Origin of the sequence: Burkholderia sp. Ac-20345, assembly GCF_017104825.1 — a bacterium.
In the GTDB taxonomy this organism is placed as follows: domain Bacteria; phylum Pseudomonadota; class Gammaproteobacteria; order Burkholderiales; family Burkholderiaceae; genus Burkholderia; species Burkholderia lata_B.
On the sequence record NZ_JAAGPO010000008.1, the window covers coordinates 47071 to 73654 of the forward strand.

Here is a 26584-nt window from a genome sequence, read left to right on the forward strand (position 1 = left end):
CGACGGGCCCCGGTTGAATTTGCCCGGCTCGGTGCCGGCCTGCATCGGACTGGACGGCGGCGACCGATAGCGGAATCCGGCCGATCCGTGATTTCGTGATGCCCGCAACGCGCCATGCCGTTCCGGTGAGCGCCACGCCATTCCTTCCGGCATGCATCTCGACCCCTCGCCAGCCGCCTGCCCATGACGCCCCCAGGGTCGTCATGGAAAACTGTATGAATATACAGTATAGTGTCCGTCGAAATCGAGCCGCACAGGTGCAACCCATGCAATCCTTGCGGCACGTGCGCCGCGCCTGCGGGCATCCGCCGCAGCGTTCCGGCACCGTGAACTCTGGTTAACTCATTCAGACGGGCAGGCAAATTGTCATCCAGCAATCTGATCCGCATTCGCGGAGCACGTCAGCACAACCTCAAGAATCTTGATCTCGACCTGCGCACCGGCGAGATGACGGTCGTCACCGGCCCGTCGGGCTCCGGCAAGTCGAGCCTCGTGTTCGACACGCTGTACGCGGAAGGCCAGCGGCGCTACGTCGAAACCTTCAGCGCGTACGCACGCCAGTTCCTCGACCGGATGGACCGGCCGCAGGTCGAGCGCGTCGACGGCGTGCCGCCCGCGATCGCGATCGACCAGACCAACCCGGTCCGCAGTTCGCGCTCGACGGTCGGCACGATGACCGAGCTGAACGATCACCTGAAGCTGCTGTACGCGCGCGCGGCCGAGCTGTTCGACCGCAAGACCGCGCGGCAGGTGCGGCACGATACGCCGGAGACGATCTACGCGGATCTCGTCGCGCGCACGCAGGCGGACGATCCGCGCGTCGTCGTCACGTTCCCGGTCGAATTGCCGGAAACGGTGTCCGACGAAGAAATCGCGCAGTGGCTGTCCGCGAGCGGCTACACGCGCGTGCAGGCGCAGCGCGAGGTCGCGTCGCCCACCGGGCCGCGCAAGGTGCTCGACGTGGTGGCCGACCGCTTCCGCGTGCAGCAGGCCGACAAGGTGCGCGTCGTCGAGGCGATCGAGGCGTCGCTGAAGCGCGGCGGCGGGCGCGTAAACGTGTACGTGCTCGCGCCTGAGCCGGAGAACGCAGTCGCCGTGGCCGCCGAGCCGCAGGTGTGGCGCTTTTCCACCGGGCTGCATGATCCCGACAGCGATTTGCGCTACGCGGAGCCGCAGGCCGCGATGTTCTCGTTCAACTCGGCGTACGGCGCGTGCGAAACCTGCCGCGGCTTTGGCCGCGTGATCGGCGTCGACCTCGGCCTCGTGATCCCCGACGCGCGCAAGACGCTGCGCGGCGGCGCGATCAAGCCGATGCAGACGCCCGCGTGGAAGGAGTGCCAGGACGACCTGATGCGTTACGCGGCGAAGGCCGGCATCCCGCGCGACACGCCGTGGGCCGAGCTGTCGGACGCCGAGCGTGACTGGGTCGTCAACGGTTCGCCCGACTGGAACGGCAAGTGGCAGAGCCACTGGTACGGCGTGAAGCGCTTCTTCGGCTATCTCGAGTCGAAAGCGTACAAGATGCATATCCGCGTGCTGCTGTCGAAATACCGCAGCTACACGCCGTGCGACGTGTGCGGCGGTGCGCGCCTGAAGACGGAGTCGCTGCAATGGCGCCTCGGCTCGAAGGAAAACGCCGACGGCGTGCTCGCGCCGGCCGGCCGCTTCATGCCGCGCGGCGTCGACTGGAGCCGCGCGCAGCTCGAAGCGCTGCCGGGCCTGACCGTGCACGACCTGATGCTGTTGCCGATCGAGCGCATCCGCCGCTTCTTCGATGAAATCGCCCTGCCGAGCGCGCTGCTCGACGATGCGCTGAAGCTGCTGCTCGCCGAGGTGCGCACGCGCCTGAAATACCTGTGCGACGTGGGGCTCGGCTACCTGACGCTCGACCGGCAGAGCCGCACGCTGTCGGGCGGCGAGGTGCAGCGGATCAACCTGACGACGGCGCTCGGCACGTCGCTCACGAAAACCCTGTTCGTGCTCGACGAACCGAGCATCGGGCTGCATCCGCGCGATCTCACGCGGATCGTCGAGGCGATGCAGCGGCTGCGCGACGCGGGCAATACGCTGGTCGTGGTCGAACACGATCCGTCGGTGATGCTCGCGGCCGACCGGCTGATCGACATGGGGCCCGGCCCGGGCGAGCGCGGCGGCACGATCGTCTACGACGGCACGCCGGGCGATATCCGCTCCGCGCGCACGCTGACGGGCGAGTATCTCGGCGGCCGCAAGCATGTCGCGCACGCGTCGAACTGGGCGTGTCGCGTGGTCGATGCGAACACGCCGCGCATCGTGCTCGAGGGTGCGAGCGAACACAACCTGCGCGACGTGACGGTCGAGATTCCGCTGCAGCGGCTCGTCTGCGTGACGGGCGTGTCGGGGTCCGGCAAATCCACGCTGCTGCAGGACGTACTCTATCCGGCGATGGCGCGGCACCACGGCAAGGCGACCGAGTCGCCGGGCGCGTACCGCAATCTCACGGGCGCCGATCAGGTGGGCGACGTCGTGTTCGTCGACCAGTCGCCGATCGGCAAGACCACGCGTTCGAACCCGGCGAGCTACGTCGGCGCGTTCGACGAAATCCGCAAGCTGTTCGCGAAGGCGCCGCTCGCGCTGCAACGCGGCTACGGCGCCGGCACGTTCAGCTTCAACTCGGGCGACGGCCGTTGTCCGACCTGCGGCGGCTCGGGCTTCGAGCACATTGAGATGCAGTTCCTGAGCGACGTCTACCTGCGCTGTCCGGACTGCGACGGCAGCCGCTACCGCGCCGAGATTCTCGAAGTGCGCATCGAGCGCAACGGCCGTGCGCTGAGTATCGCCGACGTGCTCGATCTCACCGTCAGCGAAGCGGCCGCGTTCTTCGCGATCGACGCGGAGGTGCTGCGCGTGCTGCAGCCGATCGTCGACGTCGGCCTCGAATACGTGAAGCTCGGCCAGCCGGTGCCGACGCTGTCGGGCGGCGAAGCGCAGCGGCTGAAGCTGGCCGGCTTCCTCGCCGAATCGGCGGCGGCCGCCAACGGGCGCCGGGTCGCGACGGAAGAGGCGCGCATCGCGCGGGCGAAGCTGTTCATGTTCGACGAGCCGACCACCGGGCTGCACTTCGACGACATCGCGAAGCTGATGCAGGCCTTCGGCAAGCTGCTCGCGGCAGGCCATTCGCTGATCGTGATCGAGCACAACCTTGACGTGATCCGCGCGGCGGACTGGCTGATCGACCTCGGCCCGGAAGGCGGCGACGGCGGCGGCCTCGTGCTGTGCGCGGGCACGCCCGACGACGTGAAGGCCTGCGCCGAATCGCATACGGGCGTGGCGCTGCTGCAATACGACCGCGCGATGGATGCCGAACTGGCGCTCGCCGACGAAGGCAAGCCGCTGCAGGCCGTGCTGAACGCGGCGCGCGAGCGGCGTGCGATCGAAGGCGAAGACGTCGTGCGGATCGTCAACGCGCGCGAGCACAACCTGAAGGCGCTCGACGTCGACATCCCGCACGGCAAGTTCAACGTGATCACCGGCGTGTCGGGCTCGGGCAAGTCGACGCTCGCGTTCGACATCCTGTTCCACGAAGGCCAGCGCCGTTACCTCGAATCGCTGAACGCGTATGCGCGCTCGATCGTGCAGCCGGCCGGCCGCCCCGAAGTCGATGCGGTGTACGGCATTCCGCCGACCGTCGCGATCGAGCAGCGGCTGTCGCGCGGCGGGCGCAAGAGTACGGTCGCGACCACGTCCGAGGTCTGGCACTTCCTGCGGTTGCTTTACGTGAAGCTCGGCCTGCAGCATTGCATCCACGACGGCACGCCGGTCACGTCGCAGTCCGTCGAATCGATCGCCGCGCAGTTGCTGCGCGATCATCGCGGCGAGCACGTCGGGCTGCTCGCGCCGCTCGTCGTCAACCGCAAGGGTGTGTATACCGATCTCGCGAAGTGGGCGAAGGCGCGCGGCAGCACGCATCTGCGCGTCGACGGCGAGTTCGTGCCGGTCGATCCGTGGCCGAAGCTCGACCGCTTCCGCGAGCACACGATCGAGCTGCCGGTGGCCGATATCGTCGTGTCGCCGGACAACGAGGCCGAACTGCGGCGCGTGCTCGACGAGACACTGGAACTCGGCAAGGGCGTGATGCATCTGCTCGCACCGCTCGACGGGCTGCACCATGCGATGCAGAACGAGCATTCGACCGCGCGCGTCGGCTCGGTCAAGGTGCTGTCGGTCAAGCGCGCGTGCCCGGTGTGCGGCACGAGCTACCCGGAGCTGGACCCGCGGATGTTCTCGTACAACAGCAAGCACGGCTGGTGCACGACCTGCGTCGGCACCGGCGTCACGCTCACGCGCGAACAGCGCGCGGCGTACGACGACACGGTGCTCGCCGGCGACGATCGCGGCCGCGAGCAGACGCTGCCTTCCGACGAGCAGGAACCGGAAGGCGTCGGCAACGAGCCGTGCCCGGATTGCAGCGGCACGCGGCTGAACCCGTCCGCACGTGCGGTCACGTTCGACGCGCATCCGATCGTCGAGGTCGCGCAGTGGACGGTGTCCGACACGCGCCGCTGGATCGACGGACTGGAGCTGACGGGCCGCGACGCGCAGATAGCGCGCGACATCGTCAGCGAGATCGGCAGCCGCCTCGCGTTTCTCGAGGAAGTCGGGCTCGGCTACCTGAGCCTCGATCGCGCGGCGCCGAGCCTGTCGGGCGGCGAAGCGCAGCGCATCCGGCTCGCCGCGCAGCTCGGCAGCAACCTGCAAGGTGTCTGCTACGTGCTCGACGAACCGACGATCGGCCTGCATCCGCGCGACAACCAGATCCTGCTGGACGCGCTGCGCAAGCTCGGCGACAAGGGCAATACGCTCGTCGTCGTCGAGCATGACGAGGACACGATCCGCCGCGCCGATCACATCATCGACGTCGGCCCGGGCGCCGGCAAGCGCGGCGGCACGCTGGTCGCGCAGGGCGCGGTCGCGGATCTGGCCGCGCAGTCCGATTCGGTCACGGGGCGCTTGCTTGCACAGCCGATGACGCACCCGCTGCAGCCGCGCCGCAGCGTAAGCTTGCCGGGCAAGAAGGGCGGCGCCGCGGTGCCGGAAGCCTGGCTGACCGTGCATGGCGCACGGCTGCACAACCTGCGCGACGTCACGGTGGGCATTCCGCTCGCGCGGCTCGTCGCGGTGACGGGCGTGAGCGGCTCGGGCAAGTCGACGCTCGCGCGCGACGTGCTGATGACGAACCTGCTCGACGCGGTCGGCCGCTCGGTGCTGTCGTCGCCGGCCACGCGGCGCGCACGCAAGGCCGCGCAGCAGGATGCGCCGGCCACCAACCGCCGTTCGAGCGTGCTGGCGCGCACCGCACCGCGGCCGTCACTGAACGTCACGCATGCGTGGCAGGGCTGCGAGTCGCTGAGCGGCTGGGAGCAGATCGATCGCGTGCTGGAAGTCGACCAGACGCCGATCGGCAAGACACCGCGTTCGTGCCCGGCCACCTATATCGGCGTGTGGGACACGATCCGCAAGCTGTTCGCCGACACGCTGGAAGCGCGCGCGCGCGGTTACACGGCGTCGCGTTTCTCGTTCAATACCGGCGACGGGCGCTGCCCCGCCTGCGAAGGGCAAGGCGTGCGCACGATCGGGATGAGCTTCCTGCCCGACGTGAAGGTGCCGTGTGACGTGTGTCACGGGCAGCGCTTCAACCCGGAGACGCTCGCCGTCACGTGGCGCGGCCGGAACATCGGCGACGTGCTGACGATGGAGATCGACGAGGCGGTGGAGTTCTTCGCGCCGATCTCGAACATCGCGCATCCGCTGCAGTTGATGAAGGATGTCGGCCTCGGCTACCTGACGCTCGGCCAGCCGTCGCCGACGCTGTCGGGCGGCGAGGCGCAGCGCATCAAGCTCGTCACCGAGCTGACGAAGGTGCGCGACGACATCACGCGGCGCGGCCAGAAGGCGCCGCACACGCTGTACGTGCTCGACGAACCGACGGTCGGCCTGCACATGGCGGACGTCGCGAAGCTGATTCGCGTGCTGCACCGGCTCGTCGATGCGGGGCACAGCGTCGTCGTGATCGAGCATGACCTCGACGTGATCGCGGAAGCCGACTGGATCATCGATCTCGGGCCGGAAGGCGGCGTGGGCGGCGGCACGATCGTCGCGGCGGCGCCGCCGGAAGCGCTCGTGCAGGTGAGCGCCAGCCACACCGGGCAGGCGCTCAAGCCGGTGCTGGCGCGAACGGGTACGGACGAGGGGGAAGCCGAACGTGAGGGAGAAGCGCGGGTAGGTTGAGCGTGACGCTTCGTATCGACGGCCCCGGTGCCGGGTGATGCCCCCACAGCTAGCAGAAAGTGGCTGAGGGGAGCACCGCGATCCGGCCCATGCACCCCTCGTTGAGGGGTGTTTTCTTTTGGGGTGACTCTCGACGCCAGATGCAGCCGCCGTGATCGCGGGGCATGCGAGCCGACTCAGGCCGGCAGATCGACACGACGACCGCCCTGGCCGGCATCCCACGCCTTCATCCAGCGTTCGCGCCACGCTCCTCCGCCAGCAAGCGGCGATAGTGCGGCAGCGACGTGAACAGCAACCACGTAGCCAGCGCCGCTGCCAGCGTGCAGACGATGCCGATCGAATCGCCGACCATCTTCGGGTTGCCGAACACGCGGTCGGTGACGAGCGCAATCAACGTCGGGCCAAGCCCGAAGCCGATCAGCTGCGCGAAGAACGAGTAGAGCGCCCCGACGAGGCCGCGCATGCGGCTGGGTGCGACGAGTTGCAGCGACGCGGCCATGCACGCGGTCGGCAGCGTGAAGAAAAAGACGGTGACGGCGGCCGCGGCCAGCGTGCCGATCGCGCCCGGCGCAAACGGAATGCTCGCGCAGCTGAGCAGCATCGGAATCATCGCGAACGCGGCGGTGCGCAGCGACGCATCTTCGTAGCCGCGTCGCTCGAACCAGCGCACGACCCACGGCCCGGACAGCGCGCCGGCCACCCCGCAGCAGACCACCAGCGCGCCGAAGCGGAAGCCGACCAGCGCGGCCGGCATCCCGTGCGCACGGATCAGATAGGTCGGCAGCCACGCGGGCATGCCGAGCACGACGATCGCGAGCGTGCCGACACCGAACAGGATCCGTGCGTAGAACCCGCGCCGCGCCCACAGAAACGCGACCGAATCGCGGGTCGAGTACTGCCGCTCGTCCGCGCTGCCGCTGCTGACCTTGCTGCGCACAGGTTCGCGCACCGTCAGCCACACCAGCAACGCGAACAGGATGCCCGGCAGCCCGATCAGCACGAACGCGAGCTGCCAGGTCTCGAAGCCGGCGAGCATCGGGAATTGCTGATGAACGTCGCGTGCGAACGAGATGACGAGGCCGCCGGCGACGAGCGAAAGGCCGCCGCCGAGCATCGGGCCGAGGATGAAGACGCTCATCGCGCGCGGCATCTGTTTCGCCGAAAAGCAGTCGGCGATTATCGACAGCGCGATCGGAAACACGCACGCTTCGCTGGCGCCGACGCCGAAACGCGCCAGGAACAATCCCTGGAACGTCGTGGCCTTGCCGCACAGTGCGGTGAAGATGCACCACAGGCAGATGCCGACCAGCAGGATGTTGCGCCGGTTGGTCACGTCGACGAGCCGGCCGAACAGCGGCGATGCGATCAGGTACGCGGAAATGAACGCGACGCCCTGTACGAGGCTGAGCTGGGTGTCGGAGATGGCGAGCGAATGACGGATCGGGTCGACGAGCAGGTTGAGGAGCTGGCGGTCGATATACGCGAGCGAATACGCGAGCGTGAGAATGACCAGGATGTACCACGACCGGAGGCTGTCATGCCCGGTCTGGACGGAGGTGCGTCCCGCTAGCGCGGTGCTCAGGCCGCCGGCGGGCGGGGTTTCATTCATGGCATTCCTCATCATTTCTCCAATCCGGTCGTTCGGTTGCTGTGAAAATCATTCGACGAATACGTCGCCGCGCGCGGCGCTGAATCGCGTCGATCAGGCGCCTGCACAGTGCATGGCCGCCCGGTCAGGGCCGCCGGTCGCGACGTGCGTCAGCGCTTTTTATCAAACTATCGTTAGGTAGTTTGGCGGGATCGAAAGTGAAGTGCCATGCGTGTTATCCATTAAGTGCGGCTGGCATGGCCGAGAGCGTGTGGCGATGCGCGTTGTCCTGCAAACGTGGCGGGAAGCCTGGCCGGCATTCGGACTGGTCGCGGGACGCGAACGGGTTGCTTCCGAACTGGCACCTGCAGATCTCGGCGAACACGACGGTGCGGGACGCGCTCGCGTAACCGCGACACCTGCGATCGACCGCCGTGCGCCGAAGGCGTGTGCCGGTCGAGGCCGCGGGCCACCACCGGTGACCACCGTCACCACGGTGGCCGATATTTGCGCTCGACCGATCGGGCGCATCCATTGTTAATCCGGCTCGAATACTGAGTTGGAAGCAGGGGGGATACGAGAAAGCGCGCCCGATGGTTAGGATGAATGCCGTTGTCCGACGGACGATCTCCGGATCGCCCCATCATTCTCGAACCGCATCAGGAGTGCAATTTTGGCGACCTATATCGTCTTCACGCGTGAAAGCACGCAGGATCAGCAGGAACTCGACCGCTATCAGGACAAGGTCGGCGCGACGCTCGCCGGCCACCCGTTGAAAGTGCTGGCCGCGTATGGCCCGCAGGAAACGCTGGAGGGCGACGGCCCGGAAGGCGTGGTGATCGTCGAGTTTCCGTCCAGGGACGCCGCGCACGCGTGGTATGACAGCCCGGCATATCAGGCCGTCGTTCAGCATCGCTTCAAGGGCGCACGCTATCGCGCCGTGCTGGTCGAAGGCGTCTGACCGGGCCGGCGGGGGCGGCTCGCCGACCACCGTTACGACCATGCCATCGACAGGACCGTATCCGTGCATTCGATTTCGTCGTCGTCGATGAAATTCCCTGCATGGAAACAGGACGTCGCAAGTCGGGCTGACGATGGATCGTGCCCGTGGTCTCGGGCGCACCGCCGATGGCTGTCGGATAGTATCCGGGTCTGTCGCAATCAAAAAGCGTTGTTGCACACGTTCCCGCTGTTTCTCGGGACCATCTCCATCGTGGCAGTCTTGCGCGGCCGGCGTCACATTCCAACCTCGATCACAGGGCTGCGTCATGACCTGACGCTCAACTGCCATTTCGAATGGAGGGCTGTGCAGTGGCCGTACTGACGACGCGTTACGTTTGCGTCACAAGTAAGATCAACCGTTCGCCGGGCAAATCAGCCTCGTCGAGCCTTTATGGAACCGTCTCTCATGTTTTCGAAACCATCCCGACTCTTCATCGTGGCAGCCGCATTTTTCACGGCCCATGCGGAAGCACAATCTCCCGCGCCCGCACCGATCCCCGAACAACTCCCGTATGACATCCCCTACGGTCCGCCCATTACGTTGGCACAGGCGCGCACTGCCATTGCGGCAGCCGAAGCAGAAGCGCGACGCCGAAACTGGAAATACGCGATCGTCGTCGTCGACAGCGGCGGGAATCTGGTCTCGTGCGACAAGATGGATGGAACGCAACTCGCATCCACCGAAATTGCGGAAGCCAAGGCGCGGGCGTCGGTTCGCTTCCGCCGACAGACCAAGGATATGCAGAACGCGATCAACAACGGGGCGACCGGCAACCTCAGCATCCCGGGTATTCTCGCCGGAGAGGGCGGCATTCCGGTCGTGATTGGCGGGCAACTGATCGGCGCAGTCGGGACCAGTGGTGGCGCGGGGGTGCAGGATAGCGTGATCGCGGCAGCGGGCGCGGCGGCCATCCGATAAGACGCTGCGCAACACGCGAGCTGTCCAGGAGTCGATTGTGCTTTCAAAAAAAATAATATCAACCTGACGTTTTAATTTCATTTGGTTTTTGCGCGTATCCGAGACTGACTGCGGTCCGGCAGATTCGTCCCGTCTCAGAAGGGATTGGATACTCGACGCGGTCGCGAAAATACGCGATTCGATCGATATCGCTACACTCCCCCCCTGCGATGACAATTTGAACCGGTTGCTACAAGCAAAAATGGAACCGGTTCCATAATCTCGTCTCGATTATGCGCAGTTTGAGCAGATAAAAATTTGCGTGCATGGCGTGTGCAATACTTGGTTCAGCCGGTCAAGGTCGTTTGCCGGTGCTTTCGGACGGGTTGCGCGCAAGTCGTGGGGGAGGCCTTCCGTCGTTTCGGCGCGGAGCGACTCCCGTCGCGGAATATTTGGAAGAAAGAAAGCATGCGGGCAACCGCTCGCCAAAAAGACGAAAACGACATGCCCCAATACGATCATGAACCGCGCGTCGTCGCGCGCACCGGCATTACCCGGAGAGCGGCCCTGAAAGTGATGGCGGCAGCCCTGACGCAAGTCGGGCTGTTCACTGCCGCGCCCGGCTATGCATTCGCGCAGCAGCCGTCGCTCGACGCCAACACCTTTCTCGCGCTGTCGAGCGCACTGACAGGCCACGCGAATCTCGACCCGATGACGGCCAGGCGGCTCGTCGACGCGTTCCATCGCACCGACGCCGGTTTTGCCGCACGTGCGGCCGCGCTGGCGCAACGCGTCCGCGCCGGGCAGACCCCCGCACAACTGCTGGCCGATGCCGATGGCGCCGGCCTTCACGACACCGCGCTCGCGATCGTCGCCGCGTGGTACACGGGCACCGTCGGTCATGGCCAGAAGGCCGTGATGGTCACCTATGCCGATGCGCTGATGTACGACACCGTCCACGACGGGATGAGCGCGCCGACCTACTGCTCGAACGGCCCGCTGTGGTGGACCGCCGAACCGCCGCCGGCCGATGTCGCGCCGCCGCGCAAGATGGTTGCGCCAGCAACTTCACAGCACCCGCAAAAGCACGCCTGAATCTCATGAAAACTCCTGTATTTGAATCGAACGGCGACGTGTCGGCCGACGTCGTGATCGTGGGATCCGGCGTAGTGGGCGGCTTGATCGCCGACCAGCTGGTCAGCCAGGGCCATTCGGTGCTGATCCTCGAATCCGGCCTGCGCATCGAGCGTGGGCAGGCGGTCGAGAACTGGCGCAACATGCCTTTCGACAATCGCGTCGGGTCCGACTTCCAGGGACTCTACCCGCAGGCGCCGAATGCGCCGGCCCCGCTGTATTTTCCGAAGAACAACTACGTCGGCCTGAGCGGTCCGGACGGCCAGAGTTTCCAGCAGGGTTACCTGCGCACGGTCGGCGGCACGACATGGCATTGGGCCGCGTCGAGCTGGCGGCATCTGCCGGTCGATTTCCGGATGAAATCGACGTATGGCGTCGGCCGCGACTGGCCGATCTCCTATGACGATCTCGAGCCGTACTACTGCCGCGCGGAAGACGAGATGGGCGTGGCCGGACCGAGCGACCCGGCGATGCAGTCGCCGTCGCAACGCAGCCGCCCGTATCCGATGGACATGGTGCCGTGGGGGCATGGCGACCGGCGCTTCGCCGAAATCGTCAACGCGCACGGCTACCGGTCGATCCCGATTCCGCAGGCGCGCAGCACGCGGCCATGGCATGGCCGCCCGACCTGCTGCGGCAACAACAACTGCCAGCCGATCTGCCCGATCGGGGCGATGTACAACGGCATCCATCACATCGAGCGCGCCGAGCGCAAGGGCGCGAAGGTGCTCGCCGAATCGGTCGTCTACAAGATCGACACCGATGCAAACAATCGCGTGACGGCCGTGCACTGGTACGACGCGTCACACAAGTCGCACAAGGCGAGCGGCAAGCGGTTCGTGCTCGCCTGCAACGGCATCGAGACACCGCGCCTGCTGCTGCTTGCCGCGAACGAGCGCAATCCGCACGGCATCGCGAACGGCTCGGACCAGGTCGGCCGCAACATGATGGATCACTCGGGCTTCCACTGCACGTTCCTCGCGAACGAGCCGATGTGGCTCGGCCGCGGCCCCGCGCAGAGCAGTTGTATCGTCGGTCCGCGCGACGGCGATTTCCGCGGGCAGTATTCGGCGAACAAGATGATCCTGAACAACATCTCGCGCGTCGGGCCGGCTACGCAGCAGGCGCTGAAGCTCGGCCTGGTCGGCAAGGCACTCGACGAGGAAATCCGCCGGCGCGCGATCTACGGCGTCGACTTGTCGATCAGCCTCGAACCGCTGCCGGATCCGAACAATCGCCTGACGCTCAGCAAGACGCGCGTCGATCCGCTCGGCCTCGCCTGCCCGGACGTCCACTACGACGTCGGCGACTACGTGCGGCGCGGCTACGACGCGGCATGCAAGCAGCTGTCGCACATCGGCAGCCTGTTCGACGCGGTCGAATTCAACATTACGAAGACGCTGAACGCGAACAATCACATCATGGGCGGCACCATCATGGGCTCGGATCCGAAGAACTCGGTCGTCGACGGCGACTGCCGCGCGCACGACCATGCGAACCTGTGGCTGCCGGGCGGGGGAGCGATGCCGTCCGCGTCCGTCGTCAACACGACGCTGTCGATGGCGGCCCTTGGCCTGAAGGCCGCGGATTCGATTTCCGCCAGCCTCGCGAAGGGTTGATGCGATGACACACACGATTCAACGGCAACGTCGCGCGCGGCGCGGCACCGCGTATCGCGCGGCCATCGCGGCAGGCCTTCTCGCGCTTGTCGGCAGCGCGTCCGCGTTCGCGCAAGATGCGTCGGCCGACGCGGCTTCGACATCGGCCGACGCCGCGCTGGTCGAAAAGGGCCACCAGCTCGCGATCGCTGCGGACTGCATGGCCTGCCATACGGCGCTCGACGGCGGCAAGCCGTTCGCGGGCGGGTACGGCATCGCGTCGCCGATGGGGCAGATCTATTCGAGCAACATCACACCGTCGAAAACGGCCGGCATCGGCAAGTACACCGAAGTGCAGTTCGCACGCGCGCTGCGCGAAGGCGTGCGCGCGGATGGCGCGCACCTTTATCCGGCGATGCCCTATACGTCGTACAGCGGCCTCAGCGACGACGACGTGCACGCGCTTTACAGCTACTTCATGCATGCTGTGAAACCGGTCGACGAACCCGCGCCCGCCACGAACCTGCCGTTCCCGTTCGGCATGCGCATGGCGATGGCAGGATGGAACATGCTGTTCCTGTCGAACAAGCGTTTCGAAGCCGATCCGGCCCACGATGCGCAGTGGAATCGCGGCGCGTACCTGACCAACGTGCTTGCACACTGCAGCGCATGCCACACGCCGCGCAACGCACTGATGGCCGAAGACTTCGGACGCAACCTGGGCGGTGCGCAACTCGGCGCGTGGTACGCGCCGAACATCACGTCGGATCCGGTGAGCGGCATCGGCGCGTGGACCGACGACGAGCTGGTGTCGTACCTGAAAACCGGCCGCACGCCCGGCAAGAACCAGGCGGCCGGCCCGATGGCGGAGGCCGTGCAGAACAGCCTGCAGTATCTGTCGGACGCGGACCTGAAATCGATCGTCTCGTATCTGCGCAGCACGAAGTCGATTCACGACGAAAGCGAATCGGCGCCGGCATTCTCGTACGGGCGCGCGGTCAGCAGCGAAGCGACGTTGCGCGGCGCGTCCCCGCTGAACGCGAACGGTACGCTGACGACGGGCGCGGCGCTGTTCAGCGGCTACTGCGCGAGTTGTCACCAGGCCAACGGCAAGGGCAGCCCGAGCCAAGCGTATCCGTCGCTGTCGAACAATACCGCCACGGGCTCGCGCAATCCGTCGAACCTGATTGCGGCGATCCTGTACGGCGTCGATCGCGAGGTGGGTGGCGAGCACGTGCTGATGCCGTCTTTTGGCGAGGACTCCTATGTCCAGCCGCTCAAGGACGATCAGATCGCTGCAATCTCGAACTACGTGCTCGCGCGGTACGGCAATCCGGACGTAACCGTCACCGCGGACGACGTTGCCGTCGCGCGCAGCGGCGGTCCTGTTCCGCTGATCATGCGCGTCCAGCCGCTGATCCTGCCTGGCGCAGCGGTTGTCGTGCTGATCGCGATGTTGGGCGTCGCATTCTGGTGGCGCCAACGCCAACGTGCTCCGCTTGCCGATCCGCCGCGCGGCAAGGCCGGCTGATTCAGCGGACCGCCGCACACGTGCGGCGCGGAAGCAGGTATCGATCCCTCTGCGCAAGCCGATGCGTATCGAGCCTGCTTCCACATTTCAGGTCGAGCCGGCACAACATCGCGGAAATAGCCCCGGGATCGAGATTTCGTATCCGGTGGGCGAGTGTCGAGATTCACGCTACATGGAACTTTGTTCACTCAGCGTTGACCTCTAACGTTACTTCAAGGTTGTGGTCGAAGCTGGTCCGCCGGCTTCAGGGTTGCTCTGTGGCTCGGTTCGGCCAGAAGCAGACGGTCATTGCTCCCCTTGTCAGGATGCTGTTCATATAATTCCAAGTTATGCTTTCAAGCGGTGAACATATGGAATATCGAACCGTCTTTGATGTAGCGGAAGCGGGCTATAAAGCCTGGAGCTCTCCCGCATTCGGCCTAATTTTTGTTGTTATCGGTAGCGTGTTGGTCGCAAGACGCAAGAGCCTTCCAGGCTGGTGGAGCGAGCACCCGAGAGCAAGCGCTGCGTTCACCTTCTACTTCTTCGGTTTCGCGATTCTATGGACGCTCATAGCGTTTTTTTCCACATACAGTGAGTACTCTTCGCTTTCCAAGGCGAGGATGACCAATGACGTTCGGGTTGTTGAAGGTGTGGTCACTAATTTCAAACCTATGCCAGTGACGGGCCACGCTATGGAGCGGTTCTGCGTATCAGGCGAGTGTTTTGAGTACTCAGACTATGTAGTCACAGGTGGCTTTAACAATACAAGCTCCCACGGTGGTCCCATTCGTGAAGGGCTGCAGGTCCGCGTGTCCTATGTTGGCAACTCGATTGTCAAGCTTGAGGTCGCGAAGTGATGCGCAGGACCGTATAAGTCCTTTGACACAGACACCTGCTTGGCTGCTCGTTTGACGTTCCTGGAAACGATGGTTTGAGTGGCTGCTTCCGGAGTCGGCGTCGGTCTGCTCCGGGTCGATGAGAGCCCGTCACCCGTGCGCGAACGGGTCAAGCTGCCCTTGGAAGTTCAACGTCGAATGCACGGCAAAGCAGATAGTTAATCGTTGAGTGAACCGCGAATTCAATATTGAATGAGCGAGTTTGCCGGTAGACCGTGTACGGCCGGCGGGTCGAAACCAAGTTGAGTGAATCTCGACAGCACGCTCATTCAAGCCTGGACGTGCGGCGTGCGGCCTGGCCTGCATGGCACCACTTCTCCATCTGCAACCGGCACCGCGCATACGACGGCATCGGCTGTCAATTTCCCATGTCATGGATCCGGCCGCCACGAAACCATCGGTTGACGCGTCACCCCCTCGCGTCCCGTACCAGCATGTCGGCGGCCTTCTCGCCGATCATGATGGTGGCCGCGTTGGTCGCGCCCGAGATCGGCGACGGCATGACCGACGCGTCGGCCACCCGCAGGCCCTGCACGCCGCGCACGCGCAGCCGTGCGTCGACCACGGCCATCGGGTCGCTGTCCGGTCCCATGCGCGCGGTGCCGTTGTGGTGATAGACGGTGCCGCCGCGCTGGCGCGCGAACGCGAGGATCTCGTCGTCGGTGCGCACGTCGTTGCCGGGGAACATTTCGTCGACGTAGTACGGGGCGAACGGCCTGGCCTGCAGCACGGCGCGCGCCATCTTCACCACCGCCACCATCGCGCGCTGGTCCGATTCGTCGGTCAGGTAGTTGGGCTGCACCTCGGGCAGTTCGTCGATGCTGGCGGAGCGCGCCTTGACCCAGCCGCGGCTGTCGGGGCGCTGCTTGTGGCCGCCGAGCGTCATGCCCGGATAGTGGTCGAGCAGGCCGGGTAGCCCTTCCTGATAGCTGCCCGGCGTGAACGACACCTGCAGGTCGGGCCGCGACAACGCCGGATCGGAGCGAAAGAAAAAGCGCATCGGTACGGGGCCCATGCTCAGGATGCTGGGCCGGCCGAGGAAGTACCTCGCGATTTCCCTCGCGAGCGGCAGGCCGCGCCCGCGTTCGTTGAGGGTGGCGACGTCCTTGACCCGGACGGCCACGCGCAGGTTGAAGTGATCGACCAGGTTGGCGCCGACGCCGGGCAGGTCGACCCGTGTCTGCACGCCGATGGCGCGCAGATGCGCGCTGTCGCCGATGCCCGAGATCTGCAACAGGCGGGGCGTGTTCAGCGCGCCGGCGGCGACGATGACTTCGCGGTTCGCGCGCACTTCGCGCTCGGGTGCGCCGGTGCCGCCAGCACGGTAGCGCACGCCGGTGGCGCGACGGCCGTCCAGCAGCACGCGGGTCGCGGGGCTGCCGGTGCGCAGCGTCACGCGGCCGCTCCTGATGGCCGGATGCAGATAGGCCCGCGCGGCGCTCCTGCGTCGCGGCGTATGGCCTCGCGTGTCGATCATGAAATGCCACGGGCCGACGCCGTCCTGCGCTTGCGCGTTGGAATCGGCGACATACGGGTAGCCGAGGCTCTTGACGGCCTCGATGAACAGGTCGCACAACGGGGCCGGCATGATCGGGTCGGTCACGATCAGCGGCCCGTTGCGGCCGCGATAGCGGTCGTCGCCGGGCCCGATCCGCGTTTCCGCCTTTTTGAAGAACGGCAGCACGTCGTCGTAACCCCAGCCCGGATTGCCCAGTGCGGCCCAGTCGTCGAAATCGGCGTGCTGGCCGCGGTTGTAGACCATCCCGTTGATCGAACCCGAGCCGCCGACGACCTTGCCCTGCGTCAGCTCGATCGTGCGTCCGTCGGTGCCCGCGATCGGGCCGCTGCGAAAGCGCCACACGAGCTTGTCGTTGAACAGGTTCTTGATGTAGCCGGCCGGGATGTGAATGAACGGGTTGGTATCGGGCGGGCCGGCTTCGAGCACGCACACCGTATGGCCGGCTTCCGCCAGGCGCGCGGCCACCACGCTGCCGCCGCTGCCTGCGCCGACCACCACATAGTCGAAGGTTTCGGTCATCGATCAGGCATCCAGATTGAAGTTGACGGTCTTCAGTTCGGTAAACGCTTCGATGGTCGACCAGCCGCCTTCGCGCCCGACGCCGGAGCGCTTGATGCCGCCGAACGGCGCGTTCGGAATGCTGGCAAAGCCGTTGACGCCGATCGCGCCGCTCTTGACCGCACGCGCGACGCGGAACGCGCGGCTCACGTCCGTGGTGTACACGCAGCCCGCCAGCCCGTACGCGCTGTCGTTGGCGATGCGGATCGCTTCCTCCTCGGTGTCGAACGGAATCACCGACAGCACGGGGCCGAAGATTTCCTCCTGCGCGATCGTCATGTCGTTGCTCACGTGGGCGAAGAGTGCAGGCTCGACCCAGTTGCCGTCGCGGAATTCGCCGCCCGGCGCGCGGCCGCCGGCCAGCAGCGTCGCGCCTTGCTGCCGGCCGCTTTCGACGTAGTCGAGCACGCGTGCCTGGTGGCGCCGGGAAATCATCGGCGCCGACGTGGTGGCCGCGTCGAACGGATCGCCGAACCGCACCTTCTGCAGTTGTTCCTGCGCGTGGTGCAGGAACTCGTCCATGATCGAGCGATGCACGACCGCGCGCGACGGCGTGGAGCAGACCTGTCCCGACAGGAACGTGGAGCACAGCCCCATCAGCGCGTGCGCGGTGGTCTGCACGCTGCGCGTGTCGGGAAAGACGAGCGCCGCGCTCTTGCCGCCGAGTTCCAGCGACAGGCGTTTCATCGTCGGCGCGCTGGCGACCATGATTTTTTCGCCGACGACCGGGCTGCCGGTGAAGGTCACCTTGTCGACGCCGGCGTGCGCGGTGAGGGCGGTGCCCGTTTCGACGCCGCCGGTCACGAGGTTGAACACGCCGGGCGGCAAGTCGCAGTCGGCGATGATCTGCGCGAGCCTGCTCACGGCCAGGTTGGTGAGCTCCGACGGCTTGACGATCACGGTACAGCCGCACGCCAGCGCGGGCGCCACCTTCATCGCGAACGTCAGCACCGGGCCGTTGTACGGCAGCACGGCCGCGACCACGCCGACCGGGTCGCGGAACGTCATGTACTGCTGGTTCGACGCGTCGGAGAAGATCGGCAGCGTGTCGCCGTTGATCTTGTCGATCCAGCCGAAGAAGTGATCGAAGACGTCGGCGGCCGACTTGGCGGATACGCGCGAATGGCGGCTGAACGTGTACGGAATGCCGTTGTCGAGCGTTTGCAGCCGCGCGATTTCTTCCTCGGCCGCATGCAGGCGCTCGACGATCGGCTGCAGCAGGCGCTTGCGGTCCTGCGCGCGCATGCGCGGCCACGGGCCTTCGTCGAATGCCTTGCGCGCCGCGGCCACGGCCAGCTCCACGCCGCGCGCGCCGGCGTCGGCGAAGCTGGTCATGACTTCGTTCGTGTTGGGGTTGAGCTGGTCGAAACGCGCGTTGGGCCAGTCCAGCCATTGGCCATCGATGAAAAGGCGCCCGGGGCGGACGTTCAACCGGTCGAGATGGGAAACGAGACTGAGCATGGTGTCGGAAAGTAAGCGTTACTTGGGCACGCCGGTGAACACGTAGTCGCCTTCCGGATCGCGGGTAATCCGCCCGAACGACGGTGAACAGAAATGCGTGCAGGTGAACAGCGTCTTGCTGCCGTCGAGGCGCGACAGCAATGCGTGTCGCGTGGCCGACGACTGCGCGTGGTCGTAGTCGAGGATCTGCGCCATGTCCGGCCTGGCTACCTGGACCGGGTGGTGCATCGCGTCGCCGGCGATGATGAAGGTCTCGGTGCCGGCGTCGATCTCGATCGCGATGTGGCCGATCGTGTGTCCCGGCGCGGAGAACACCGAGATCCCGTCGCCGAGGTCGGTGTCGCGCTCGATGAAGTTCGCGAGGCTCGCAGCGACGACGGGCTGGATCGATTCGTGGAACGACAGGTCCTGCGCGCGGTACATCGCGTCGTCCGGGTTGCCCTGTTGCGCGGCGTCGTACTCCTGCTTGCCGAAGTGGTATTTCGCGTTGGGGAAGGTGGGCAGCCACCGGCCGTCCTGCTTGTACGTGTTCCAGCCCACGTGATCGAAATGCAGGTGTGTGCACAGCACGTCGGTAACTGCATGACGGTCGATGCCCGCCTGCTCGAGTGTTGCCAGGAATTCGAGCTTCAGATCGGCGAACGCGTCGAAGCCGGCGGTGTTCTTGTCGTTCCCGACGCAGGTGTCCACCACCAGCAAGCGGGCGCCGGTCCTGACGATGAAACACTGGCTGACGGCGCGCATGCCGTGATCGTCGTCCACGTACGGCGGCTTCATCCACGGAATGGTTTTCATCAGGCCGGGCGTGGCGTCGGGCAGCAGGGTTTCCAGAATCCGGCTGATGTCCATCTCGACGATCTGCACGACTTCCGCATGGCCGATCCGCGAGCGAATGGTATGCAGCAACGGCATGGCGTGTCTCCTCGGAATTTGTTCGACGGGCTGCCCGGCCGAGCTGTGCCCTGGCGGATCGAACACCGGCCGCGCGCGAGACGGGCGGCCGGTGCTGTCCGTACGTTGGGCTTCGATTGCATCACACCGCGTGCCCCTGTCGAGCGTTTTCGTCTGCACTGTTTCGTACTTCGGAACGCGTCGTGATATTCCGCCTCGCTTTCGCTTTCAACCTGCGGAACGACACGGGTGCCGCGTTGCGAAGATCGGCGGCGCGGGACTTTAATGCGGGCAGGGGCCGGCGTGTCACGACACCGCGAGCCGATACGGGCCGGCCCGTACGACAAGGAGACAGCATGAGCAACGAAGCAGCGTGGTCCCGCATCGCGCGCCGTGCATTTCAAGGTACCGGCCGATGACGCACTCGCTCGTGATCGACGATACGCAGCCCGGCGTGCGCGTCGTCACGCTGAATCGCCCCGAACGGATGAATGCGCTCGACGGCTCGACGCTCGCGGCGCTGAACGATGCCGTGCGGACGGCCGCCGATCCGGCGCGCGATATCCGTGTGATCGTGATTCGCGGTACGGGCCGCGCGTTTTGCGCGGGCAACGACCTGAAATGGCTCGCGAGCGGCGTGCTTGCGGATCCTGCCGCGCACATGCGTCACCAGGACCTGATGCAGGACACGTTCGCCGCGATGGAGGGCGCGCGGCAGATCGTGATCGCGTCGGTCAACGGCCATGCGGTGGCCGGCGGCTTCGAACTCGCGCTCGCCGCCGACATCGTGATCGTCGACGAGCAAGCGGAACTCGGCGACGCGCATCTGCAGCGCAACCTGCTGCCGAGTGGCGGCGGGTCGCAGTGCCTGCCGCGCAAGATCGGGCTCGCACGTGCGATGTATTACCTCGTCACGGGGCGGCGCATGACGGGACGCGACGCGGAACGGATGGGGCTCGCGTCGCTGGCGGTGAGCGGCGCCGAACTCGATGCGGCGACGATGCAACTCGCCGCCGAGATCGCGCGTATCGATGCCGATGCGCTGGCGGCGATGAAACTGATGACGCGCCGCGCGCTGGAGATGCCGCTGAACGACGGGCTGGCGATGGAGCGGTGGATGCAGTATCGCTACCGCACCGAATCGCCGACGCTGGTTGCGTCAGTACAAGCGTTCGCGCAGCGCAACACGGGCTGAACCGGGCGGCGCGAGCTGCGTCTCGATTCTCAGTCGCTCACGCGCGCCGCGTCGGCGCCTTGCGGCGCTTCGGGGCGGCGGGACGAGGTGCACGCATCGCTCTATCGGCGGCAAGGTGTTCGCGTTTCTCGACGAGGAAATCCATCAGCGCGCGCACTTTCGCGGGCATCTGCTCACGCGACGGCGTGTACAGGTAGTAGCCGGGAAACGGCTTGCACCACGCGTCGAGCACGCGCACCAGCGTGCCGGCGGCCAGATGCTCGCGCAACGCGATGTCCTGGTGCTGGATCAGGCCGACGCCCTGCAGCGCGACACGAATCATTCCGTCGTCGTCGTTCGTCACTACGCTGCCCTTCGGCTCGACCTCGAATGCGTGGCCCTCGATGTCGGACGACGTGAACTCCCATCGATAGATGGCGCCGCTCGTCGTCTGGCGATAGCACAGGCAGTTGTGCGCGATCAGGTCGGCGGGCGAGGCCGGCTTGCCGTGCCGCGCGAAGTAGTCGGGCGAGCCGGCCACCGCCATTTCGAGCATCGGCGTGATCGGCACGGCGACCATGTGTTCCGCCAGGCTTTCGCCGAGACGGATACCCGCATCGCAGCCGTCGGCGATGATGTTCGACAGCCCGTCGTTCATCACGAGCTCCACCCGCAGAAGCGGGTAGCGCGCCATGAATTCGCCGAGGTGCGGCTCGAGCAGGTGTCGCGCGGCGATCCGGGACGTATTGACGCGCAACAGCCCCGACGGCGCGTGCCGGCCTTCGTGGAGGCTGCTGATCGCCTGCTCGATCGAACCGAACGCCGGCCGCAGCGTGTCGTACAGCCGTTGCCCGTCCTCGGTGAGCGACATGTCGCGCGTCGTCCGGTACAGCAGCTTCACGTTCAACTGCTGCTCGAGCGCCTTCAGGTTCTGCGACAGCGCCGCACGCGACACGCCCATCTCGGCCGCGGCCCGGGTGAAGCTGAGATGGTGGGCGATATGCACGAACCATGCGAGGGAAGGGAGCTGGGACGGGTCCATGGTTCGATTGTCAAGTTTGTCTTACGACGGTAGTGCGGATTGTACTTGTCGGGCGTCCATATTGATCGAGCGCCGGACGTGCGACGGCGGCGGCCGGTGACGATAGAGCGGGATGGTCGGGATCGACTTGGCGACCGCGAGAGGCCGGTACGTGCGGCCGTGCCGTGGCGACGTACGGAACGGGGAGCGGGGAAAGCTGAGGGAGAAAGCGGCGCGAAGAGGCAGCAGGTGGCAGCAGCGGGAGAAAACGCGAGGAAGCGGCAGGAGAAGGCCGCGAGGGAAAGCGGCGGAAGGGCGCGGTTGAAGAAAGTACCCAGAGAACCGTTGGAGGCCCGCACGCCGGACTGTTGATCACAGCCAGTCCGGCGGCGAGCCGGCGCGTAACGTCCGGCGCGCACGCATCGCCAACGCCATCGCCAAGGACGAGGACGAGGACGAGGACGAGGACGCCGCGCGCCGCTCCGCTCAAACGATCTTCCGCGCCCTCAAATCAGCAACCGCCCCCGCATCGAGGCCAATCCCCGCCAGGATTTCATCCGTATGCTCACCGGTCAGCGGCGGCCGCGTATGGATTTCCGGCGGCGTGCGCGACAGCGTCACCGGCGTCGCGAAGATCGGCACCTGCTTCGGTGCGCCGGGGTAGTCCATCCAGCGGATCACGTCGGCGGCCTTGACGGTTTCGTCTTCCAGCGCCTGGCGCGGCGAGTTGACCGGGCTGGCCGGGATGCGCGCCTTTTCGAGATCGGCCAGCGCGTCGGCCAGCGTCTTGTCCGCGCACCATGCGCTCATGATGTCGCTCAGGAATTCGCCGTGCTCGCCGCGCAGCGTATCGTCGGCGAAGCGCGGATCGTCGAGCAGCTCCGGCCGGCCCACGAGTTGCGTCCAGCGCTTGAACATCGGGCGGCCGATGACCTGCGTGATGAACCAGCCGTCGGCGGCCTTGAAGATGTCGGACGGCGCATAGCCGGACGCGCGGTTCAGCGTTGCGTGACGATCGAGGCCGAGCAGCGCTTCCTCGATCAGCGCGCCGCTGGCCATGTTCAGGCCCGTGCACAGCAGCGACGCGCTGACTTCCTGGCCCATGCCGCTGCGCTGGCGTTCGTAGAGCGCCAGCATGACGCCGAGCGCGCAGGAAAACGCGGTCGCGAAGTCCACCACCGGCACCATCGCCTTCTGCGGCCGGTCGGGCGTGCCCGCGATGTGCACGGCGCCGCTCAGCGCCTGGCCCACGCCGTCGAAGCCCACGCGGTCGCGCACCGCCTCGCTGTTGCCGAACGCATTGGACGCGACGAGGATCACGTCGGGCTTGATCGCGCACAGGCTGTCGTAGTCGAGGCCGAGGCTCTTCAGCGTGCGCGGCGGCATGTTGGCGATCACCACGTCGGCATCGGCGACGAGCTTGCGCACGATCTCGCGCCCCTCCGGGCTGTCGAGGTCGAGCGTCATCGAGCGCTTGTTGCGGTTGACCTGCAGGAACAGCGCGCCTTCGCCGTGCTCGGTGACGGGCACGATGAAGCGATCCTCGCCGCCGCCGACGCGGTCGATGCGGATGACGTCGGCGCCGTAGTCGGCGAGCAGCGCCGAGCAGAACGGCCCGGCGATGAAGCGGCCGAAATCGAGGACCTTGATGCCTTCGAGTACTTTCATGTTTCGTTTGCGGTTAAGTCGGCCGCCTGAACGATCGGGGATCGGCCAGGCGGCCAGGCCGGTTGCGCTTCATGCGAGTGCACGCATCGCATGGCTCGATCCGGTGCGGGGCGGCCCGGGCGCGGCCAGTGCGGGCCCGGAGCCGGACGTCGCGCGGATCAGCAGACGGTCGAGGCCGCGCGCACTTCGTCGAGCGCGGCGGGATTGTCCAGCGACGACAGGTCGCCCGGCGGCTGCCCGCAGTACACGCTGCGGATCACGCGGCGCATGATCTTGGAGCTGCGCGTCTTCGGCAGTTGCGCGACCACGTGCACGTGGCCGGGCCGGAACGGGCGGCCCAGCCGCTTGTCGACGTGACCGGACACGACGGCTTCCAGCTCGGCGGCCGCGACGGCCGTGCCGGGCTTGGGCACGATGAAGACCACCAGTTTCTGGCCCTTGTCGGCATCCGCCACGCCGATCGCGGCCGCTTCGGCCACGTCATGCAACTCCAGCACGACTTCCTCGACCTCGGCCGGCCCGAGCCGCTTGCCGGCGACCTTCAGCGTGTCGTCGGAGCGGCCCATCATGAAGTAGTTGCCGTCGGGCGTGCGCAGCGCCAGGTCGCCATGCACCCAGATCCCCGGAATGGTCTGCCAGTAGGTTTCCAGGTAGCGCTCGTCGTCGCGCCAGAACGAGTGCGTCATGCCGACGAACGGCGCGCGGATCGCCAGCTCGCCGACTTCGCCGGTCACGCTCTGGCCGTCCGCGTTGACGACGTCGGCCGCCACGCCCGGCGACACGGTGTTGAAGCCGCTCGGCGGAATCGGCCGGATCGGCACGCTCGCGAGCAGCGCGCCCGATGCCTCGGTGCCGCCCGTGTAGTTGATGACGGGCGCCGTGCCGTCGCCGAAGCGCTGCAGGAACCAGTTGAAATGCTCGGGCGCGATGCCTTCGCCGGCCGTGATCAGCAGCCGCACGGTGGAGCGGTCGCCCGCGAGCGCGAGTGCCTCGTGGCTCGCCATCCCGCGGATCAGCGTCGGCGCGGAGCCGAAGTGCGTGACGCGATGACGTTCGACCACGCGCGACATGCGCGACCAGTCGGGGTAGTCGGGCGCGCCGTCGTAGCACACCAGCGTCGCGCCGCGCAGCAGCGCGCAGCCGAGCACCAGCGTGCCGGCGATCCAGCCCATGTCCGCCGGCCAGCAATAGACGTCGCCGGGCTGCACGTCGAAGTGGATCAGCGAATCGTGCGCGATCTTGATCGGGAAGCTGCCGTGCGTATGCACGACGCCCTTGGGCTTGCCCGTGGTGCCCGACGTGTAGATCACCATGAACGGCGTGTCGGGCGTGACCGACACGGCGGCGCTGCGTTGTTCCGGTGCGGCGGCCGCGGTTTCTTGCCAGTCGAGGTCGCGCGCGTCCTGCGCGGTGTCGCCTTCGCCGCGCTTCCAGATCACGTGTTCGAGCAGCGGCAACTGGCGCCATGCGTCGCGCAATGCGCCTTGCACGTCCACGCGCTTGGTGCGGCGCGAGAAGCCGGTGGATGCGATCACGATGCGCGCTTCGGCGGCGGAGAGGCGGGCGACGATCGCGTCGACGCCGAAGCCGCTGAACAGCGGCACGACCAGCGCGCCGAGATGCACGATCGCCAGCAGCGAGATCGTGGCTTCGACGCCGTTTTCCATCAGCAGGCCGACGCGGTCGCCCTGCTTGACGCCGTGGCGCACGAGCCCCGCGGCGAAATCCTGCACGCGCTGCTCCAGTTCCGCGAAGGTCAGCGTGCTGACGCCGCCGTCCTCGCGTTCGGCCACCACGGCCTTTTGCTGCGCCGTGGCGGGCTGCCGTGCCCACGCGTAGATCGTGTTGACCCAGTTGAGCCTGCCGCCGGGGAACCAGCTCGGAAACTGCGGGCCGCGCGACAGGTCGACGTAGCCGGTCGGCGGTACGTCCCATGCGATCGCGCATTCGCGCATCACGGTCTGCCAGTAGCGTTCGGGCTCGGCGATCGACACGCGCATCAGTTCGTCATACGACGGCACCTCCAGCGCGCGCATCAGCTTCACGATGCCGGCGTTCTGCAGCTCGCGCTGGCCCGGTTGCCAGGTCTGGCCGGATTCAGGGTTGCTCATGGTTGGTCTCCTGCCTTATGCCCGTTCGACGATCATCGCGATGCCCTGGCCGCCGCCGATGCACATCGTTTCCAGGCCGTAGCGGGCCTGGCGGCGCTGCATTTCATGCAGCAGCGTGGTCATGATGCGCCCGCCCGTCGCACCCACCGGGTGGCCCAGCGAAATGCCCGAGCCGTTCACGTTGAGCTTGTCTTCCAGCGCGGCCATCGAGCTGCCCCAGCCCTTCACGCAGGCCAGCGCCTGGCACGCGAACGCTTCGTTCAGCTCGATCAGGTCCATCTGGTCGAACGTGAGGCCGGTGCGCGCCAGCACCTTCTGCACGGCCGGCACGGGGCCGATGCCCATGCGCGCCGGGTCGCAGCCGGCGGCCGCCCAGCCGACCAGCCAGCCGATCGGCGTGAGGCCCAGTTCGTCGAGCTTGTCCTCGGCGACGATCAGGCATGCGGCCGCGGCATCGTTCTGCTGGCACGCGTTGCCGGCCGTGACGACGCCGTCCTTCATGATCGTGCGCAGCTTCGCGAGGCTTTCCAGCGTGGTTTCGCCGCGCACGCCTTCGTCCTGCCTGACGATCAGCGCATCGCCCTTGCGCTGCGGCACGGCGACGGGGACGATCTCCGCGTCGAAATGCCCGGCCTGCTGCGCGGCGGCGGCGCGCTGGTGGCTGCGCGCGGCGAAGCGGTCGGACGCTTCGCGCGTGATGTCGTATTCGCGCGCCAGCGTCTCGGCGGTTTCGATCATGCCGCTGATGCGGCCGAAGCGGCTTTCCGGCTGCGAGCGCTCGCGGCCGCGATCGAGCCGGTCGTGCATCGTGACCGAGCCCGCGCGCTTGCCCCAGCGCATGTCGGTCGTATAGAACTCGACGTTGCTCATGCTTTCGACGCCGCCGGCCATCACGACGTCGGCCGCGCCGGTCTGCACCATCATCGCCGCGGTGGCCAGCGCCTGCACGCCGCCGCCGCAGCGGCGGTCGAGCTGCATGCCGGCCACTTCGATCGGGAAGCCGGCCTGCAGCGCGACCCAGCGCCCGGTGCACGGCGTCTCGCCGCTCGCGTAGCTTTGCGCGAACACGACGTCGTCGATGCGCGCGGGGTCCAGCCCGGTGCGCTCAACGACCGCGCGCGCGACGGTGGCGCCGAGTTCCTCGACGGGAATACCCTTCAACGCGCCGCCGAACGCACCGACGGGGGTGCGCAGCGGGGCGACGATGGCTGCTCGTTTCATCTGGATTGCCTCTTGAATGTCATGAATGTTCCGCCGCCATCGCGCGTCTGTCACGCGCTGGCCG

At 66.7% G+C, this 26584-nt stretch carries 16 protein-coding genes; 8 read left to right on the plus strand and 8 right to left on the minus strand.

Annotation, left to right across the window (positions count from 1 at the left end; translation table 11 throughout):
* Positions 1-363: 363 nt before the first annotated feature.
* On the plus strand, positions 364-6267 hold the full coding sequence (gene uvrA / locus G3O06_RS05845) for an excinuclease ABC subunit UvrA (protein ID WP_205815376.1): 5904 nt from the start codon (positions 364-366) through the stop codon (positions 6265-6267).
* Positions 6268-6493: 226 nt separating this feature from the next.
* Here the strand turns inward: uvrA and G3O06_RS05850 are convergent, their stop codons facing one another.
* On the minus strand, positions 6494-7876 hold the full coding sequence (locus tag G3O06_RS05850) for an MFS transporter (RefSeq protein ID WP_241019536.1): 1383 nt from the start codon (positions 7874-7876) through the stop codon (positions 6494-6496).
* A gap of 652 nt (positions 7877-8528) precedes the next feature.
* On the opposite strand from G3O06_RS05850, the gene G3O06_RS05855 reads away from it, so the two are divergent.
* The 6 genes from G3O06_RS05855 (at position 8529) to G3O06_RS05880 (ending at position 14857) form a co-directional block, all read left to right on the plus strand.
* The gene (locus G3O06_RS05855; RefSeq protein WP_205815377.1) at positions 8529-8816 is read left to right on the plus strand and encodes a DUF1330 domain-containing protein; all 288 of its coding nucleotides are present in this window, start codon (positions 8529-8531) and stop codon (positions 8814-8816) included.
* A 447-nt stretch (positions 8817-9263) separates the two neighbouring features.
* On the plus strand, positions 9264-9776 hold the full coding sequence (locus tag G3O06_RS05860) for a heme-binding protein (RefSeq protein WP_241019537.1): 513 nt from the start codon (positions 9264-9266) through the stop codon (positions 9774-9776).
* A 483-nt stretch (positions 9777-10259) separates the two neighbouring features.
* Entirely contained in the window at positions 10260-10850 is a 591-nt protein-coding gene (locus G3O06_RS05865) for a sorbitol dehydrogenase family protein (RefSeq protein ID WP_241019538.1), read from the plus strand.
* Positions 10851-10855: 5 nt separating this feature from the next.
* On the plus strand, positions 10856-12508 hold the full coding sequence (locus G3O06_RS05870; RefSeq protein WP_205815379.1) for a GMC family oxidoreductase: 1653 nt from the start codon (positions 10856-10858) through the stop codon (positions 12506-12508).
* 4 nt (positions 12509-12512) lie between these two features.
* Complete coding sequence (locus tag G3O06_RS05875) at positions 12513-14018, plus strand: cytochrome c (protein ID WP_205815380.1); 1506 nt, start codon at positions 12513-12515, stop codon at positions 14016-14018.
* Positions 14019-14368: 350 nt separating this feature from the next.
* Positions 14369-14857 (plus strand): hypothetical protein, encoded by a 489-nt coding sequence (locus G3O06_RS05880; RefSeq protein WP_205815381.1) that lies wholly within the window; start codon positions 14369-14371, stop codon positions 14855-14857.
* A gap of 448 nt (positions 14858-15305) precedes the next feature.
* Here G3O06_RS05880 and G3O06_RS05885 read toward each other — a convergent pair whose 3' ends face one another.
* From G3O06_RS05885 to G3O06_RS05895, 3 genes are read right to left on the minus strand one after another with little or no spacing between them, the layout of a single operon-like run.
* Positions 15306-16934 (minus strand): GMC family oxidoreductase N-terminal domain-containing protein, encoded by a 1629-nt coding sequence (locus tag G3O06_RS05885; RefSeq protein ID WP_205815382.1) that lies wholly within the window; start codon positions 16932-16934, stop codon positions 15306-15308.
* A gap of 3 nt (positions 16935-16937) precedes the next feature.
* Positions 16938-18434: an aldehyde dehydrogenase family protein gene (locus tag G3O06_RS05890; protein WP_205815383.1), complete on the minus strand. Its 1497-nt coding sequence runs from the start codon at positions 18432-18434 to the stop codon at positions 16938-16940.
* An 18-nt stretch (positions 18435-18452) separates the two neighbouring features.
* Positions 18453-19346 carry an MBL fold metallo-hydrolase gene (locus G3O06_RS05895; RefSeq protein WP_205815384.1) on the minus strand — a complete coding sequence of 298 codons (894 nt, stop codon included), beginning with the start codon at positions 19344-19346 and terminating at the stop codon, positions 18453-18455.
* A 394-nt stretch (positions 19347-19740) separates the two neighbouring features.
* Between G3O06_RS05895 and G3O06_RS05900 the strand changes: the two genes are divergently transcribed.
* Positions 19741-20520 (plus strand): enoyl-CoA hydratase/isomerase family protein, encoded by a 780-nt coding sequence (locus G3O06_RS05900; RefSeq protein WP_205815385.1) that lies wholly within the window; start codon positions 19741-19743, stop codon positions 20518-20520.
* A 37-nt stretch (positions 20521-20557) separates the two neighbouring features.
* Here the strand turns inward: G3O06_RS05900 and G3O06_RS05905 are convergent, their stop codons facing one another.
* The 4 genes from G3O06_RS05905 to G3O06_RS05920 all read right to left on the minus strand — a co-directional run bounded on the left by G3O06_RS05905 (position 20558) and on the right by G3O06_RS05920 (position 26520).
* Entirely contained in the window at positions 20558-21541 is a 984-nt protein-coding gene (locus G3O06_RS05905) for a LysR family transcriptional regulator (RefSeq protein ID WP_205815386.1), read from the minus strand.
* A gap of 465 nt (positions 21542-22006) precedes the next feature.
* Entirely contained in the window at positions 22007-23188 is a 1182-nt protein-coding gene (locus tag G3O06_RS05910; protein WP_174967041.1) for a CoA transferase, read from the minus strand.
* A gap of 158 nt (positions 23189-23346) precedes the next feature.
* Positions 23347-25299, minus strand: coding sequence for an AMP-binding protein (locus G3O06_RS05915; protein WP_174967040.1), 1953 nt, complete (start codon positions 25297-25299; stop codon positions 23347-23349).
* 15 nt (positions 25300-25314) lie between these two features.
* Complete coding sequence (locus G3O06_RS05920) at positions 25315-26520, minus strand: acetyl-CoA C-acetyltransferase (protein ID WP_174996700.1); 1206 nt, start codon at positions 26518-26520, stop codon at positions 25315-25317.
* Positions 26521-26584 lie beyond the last annotated feature (64 nt).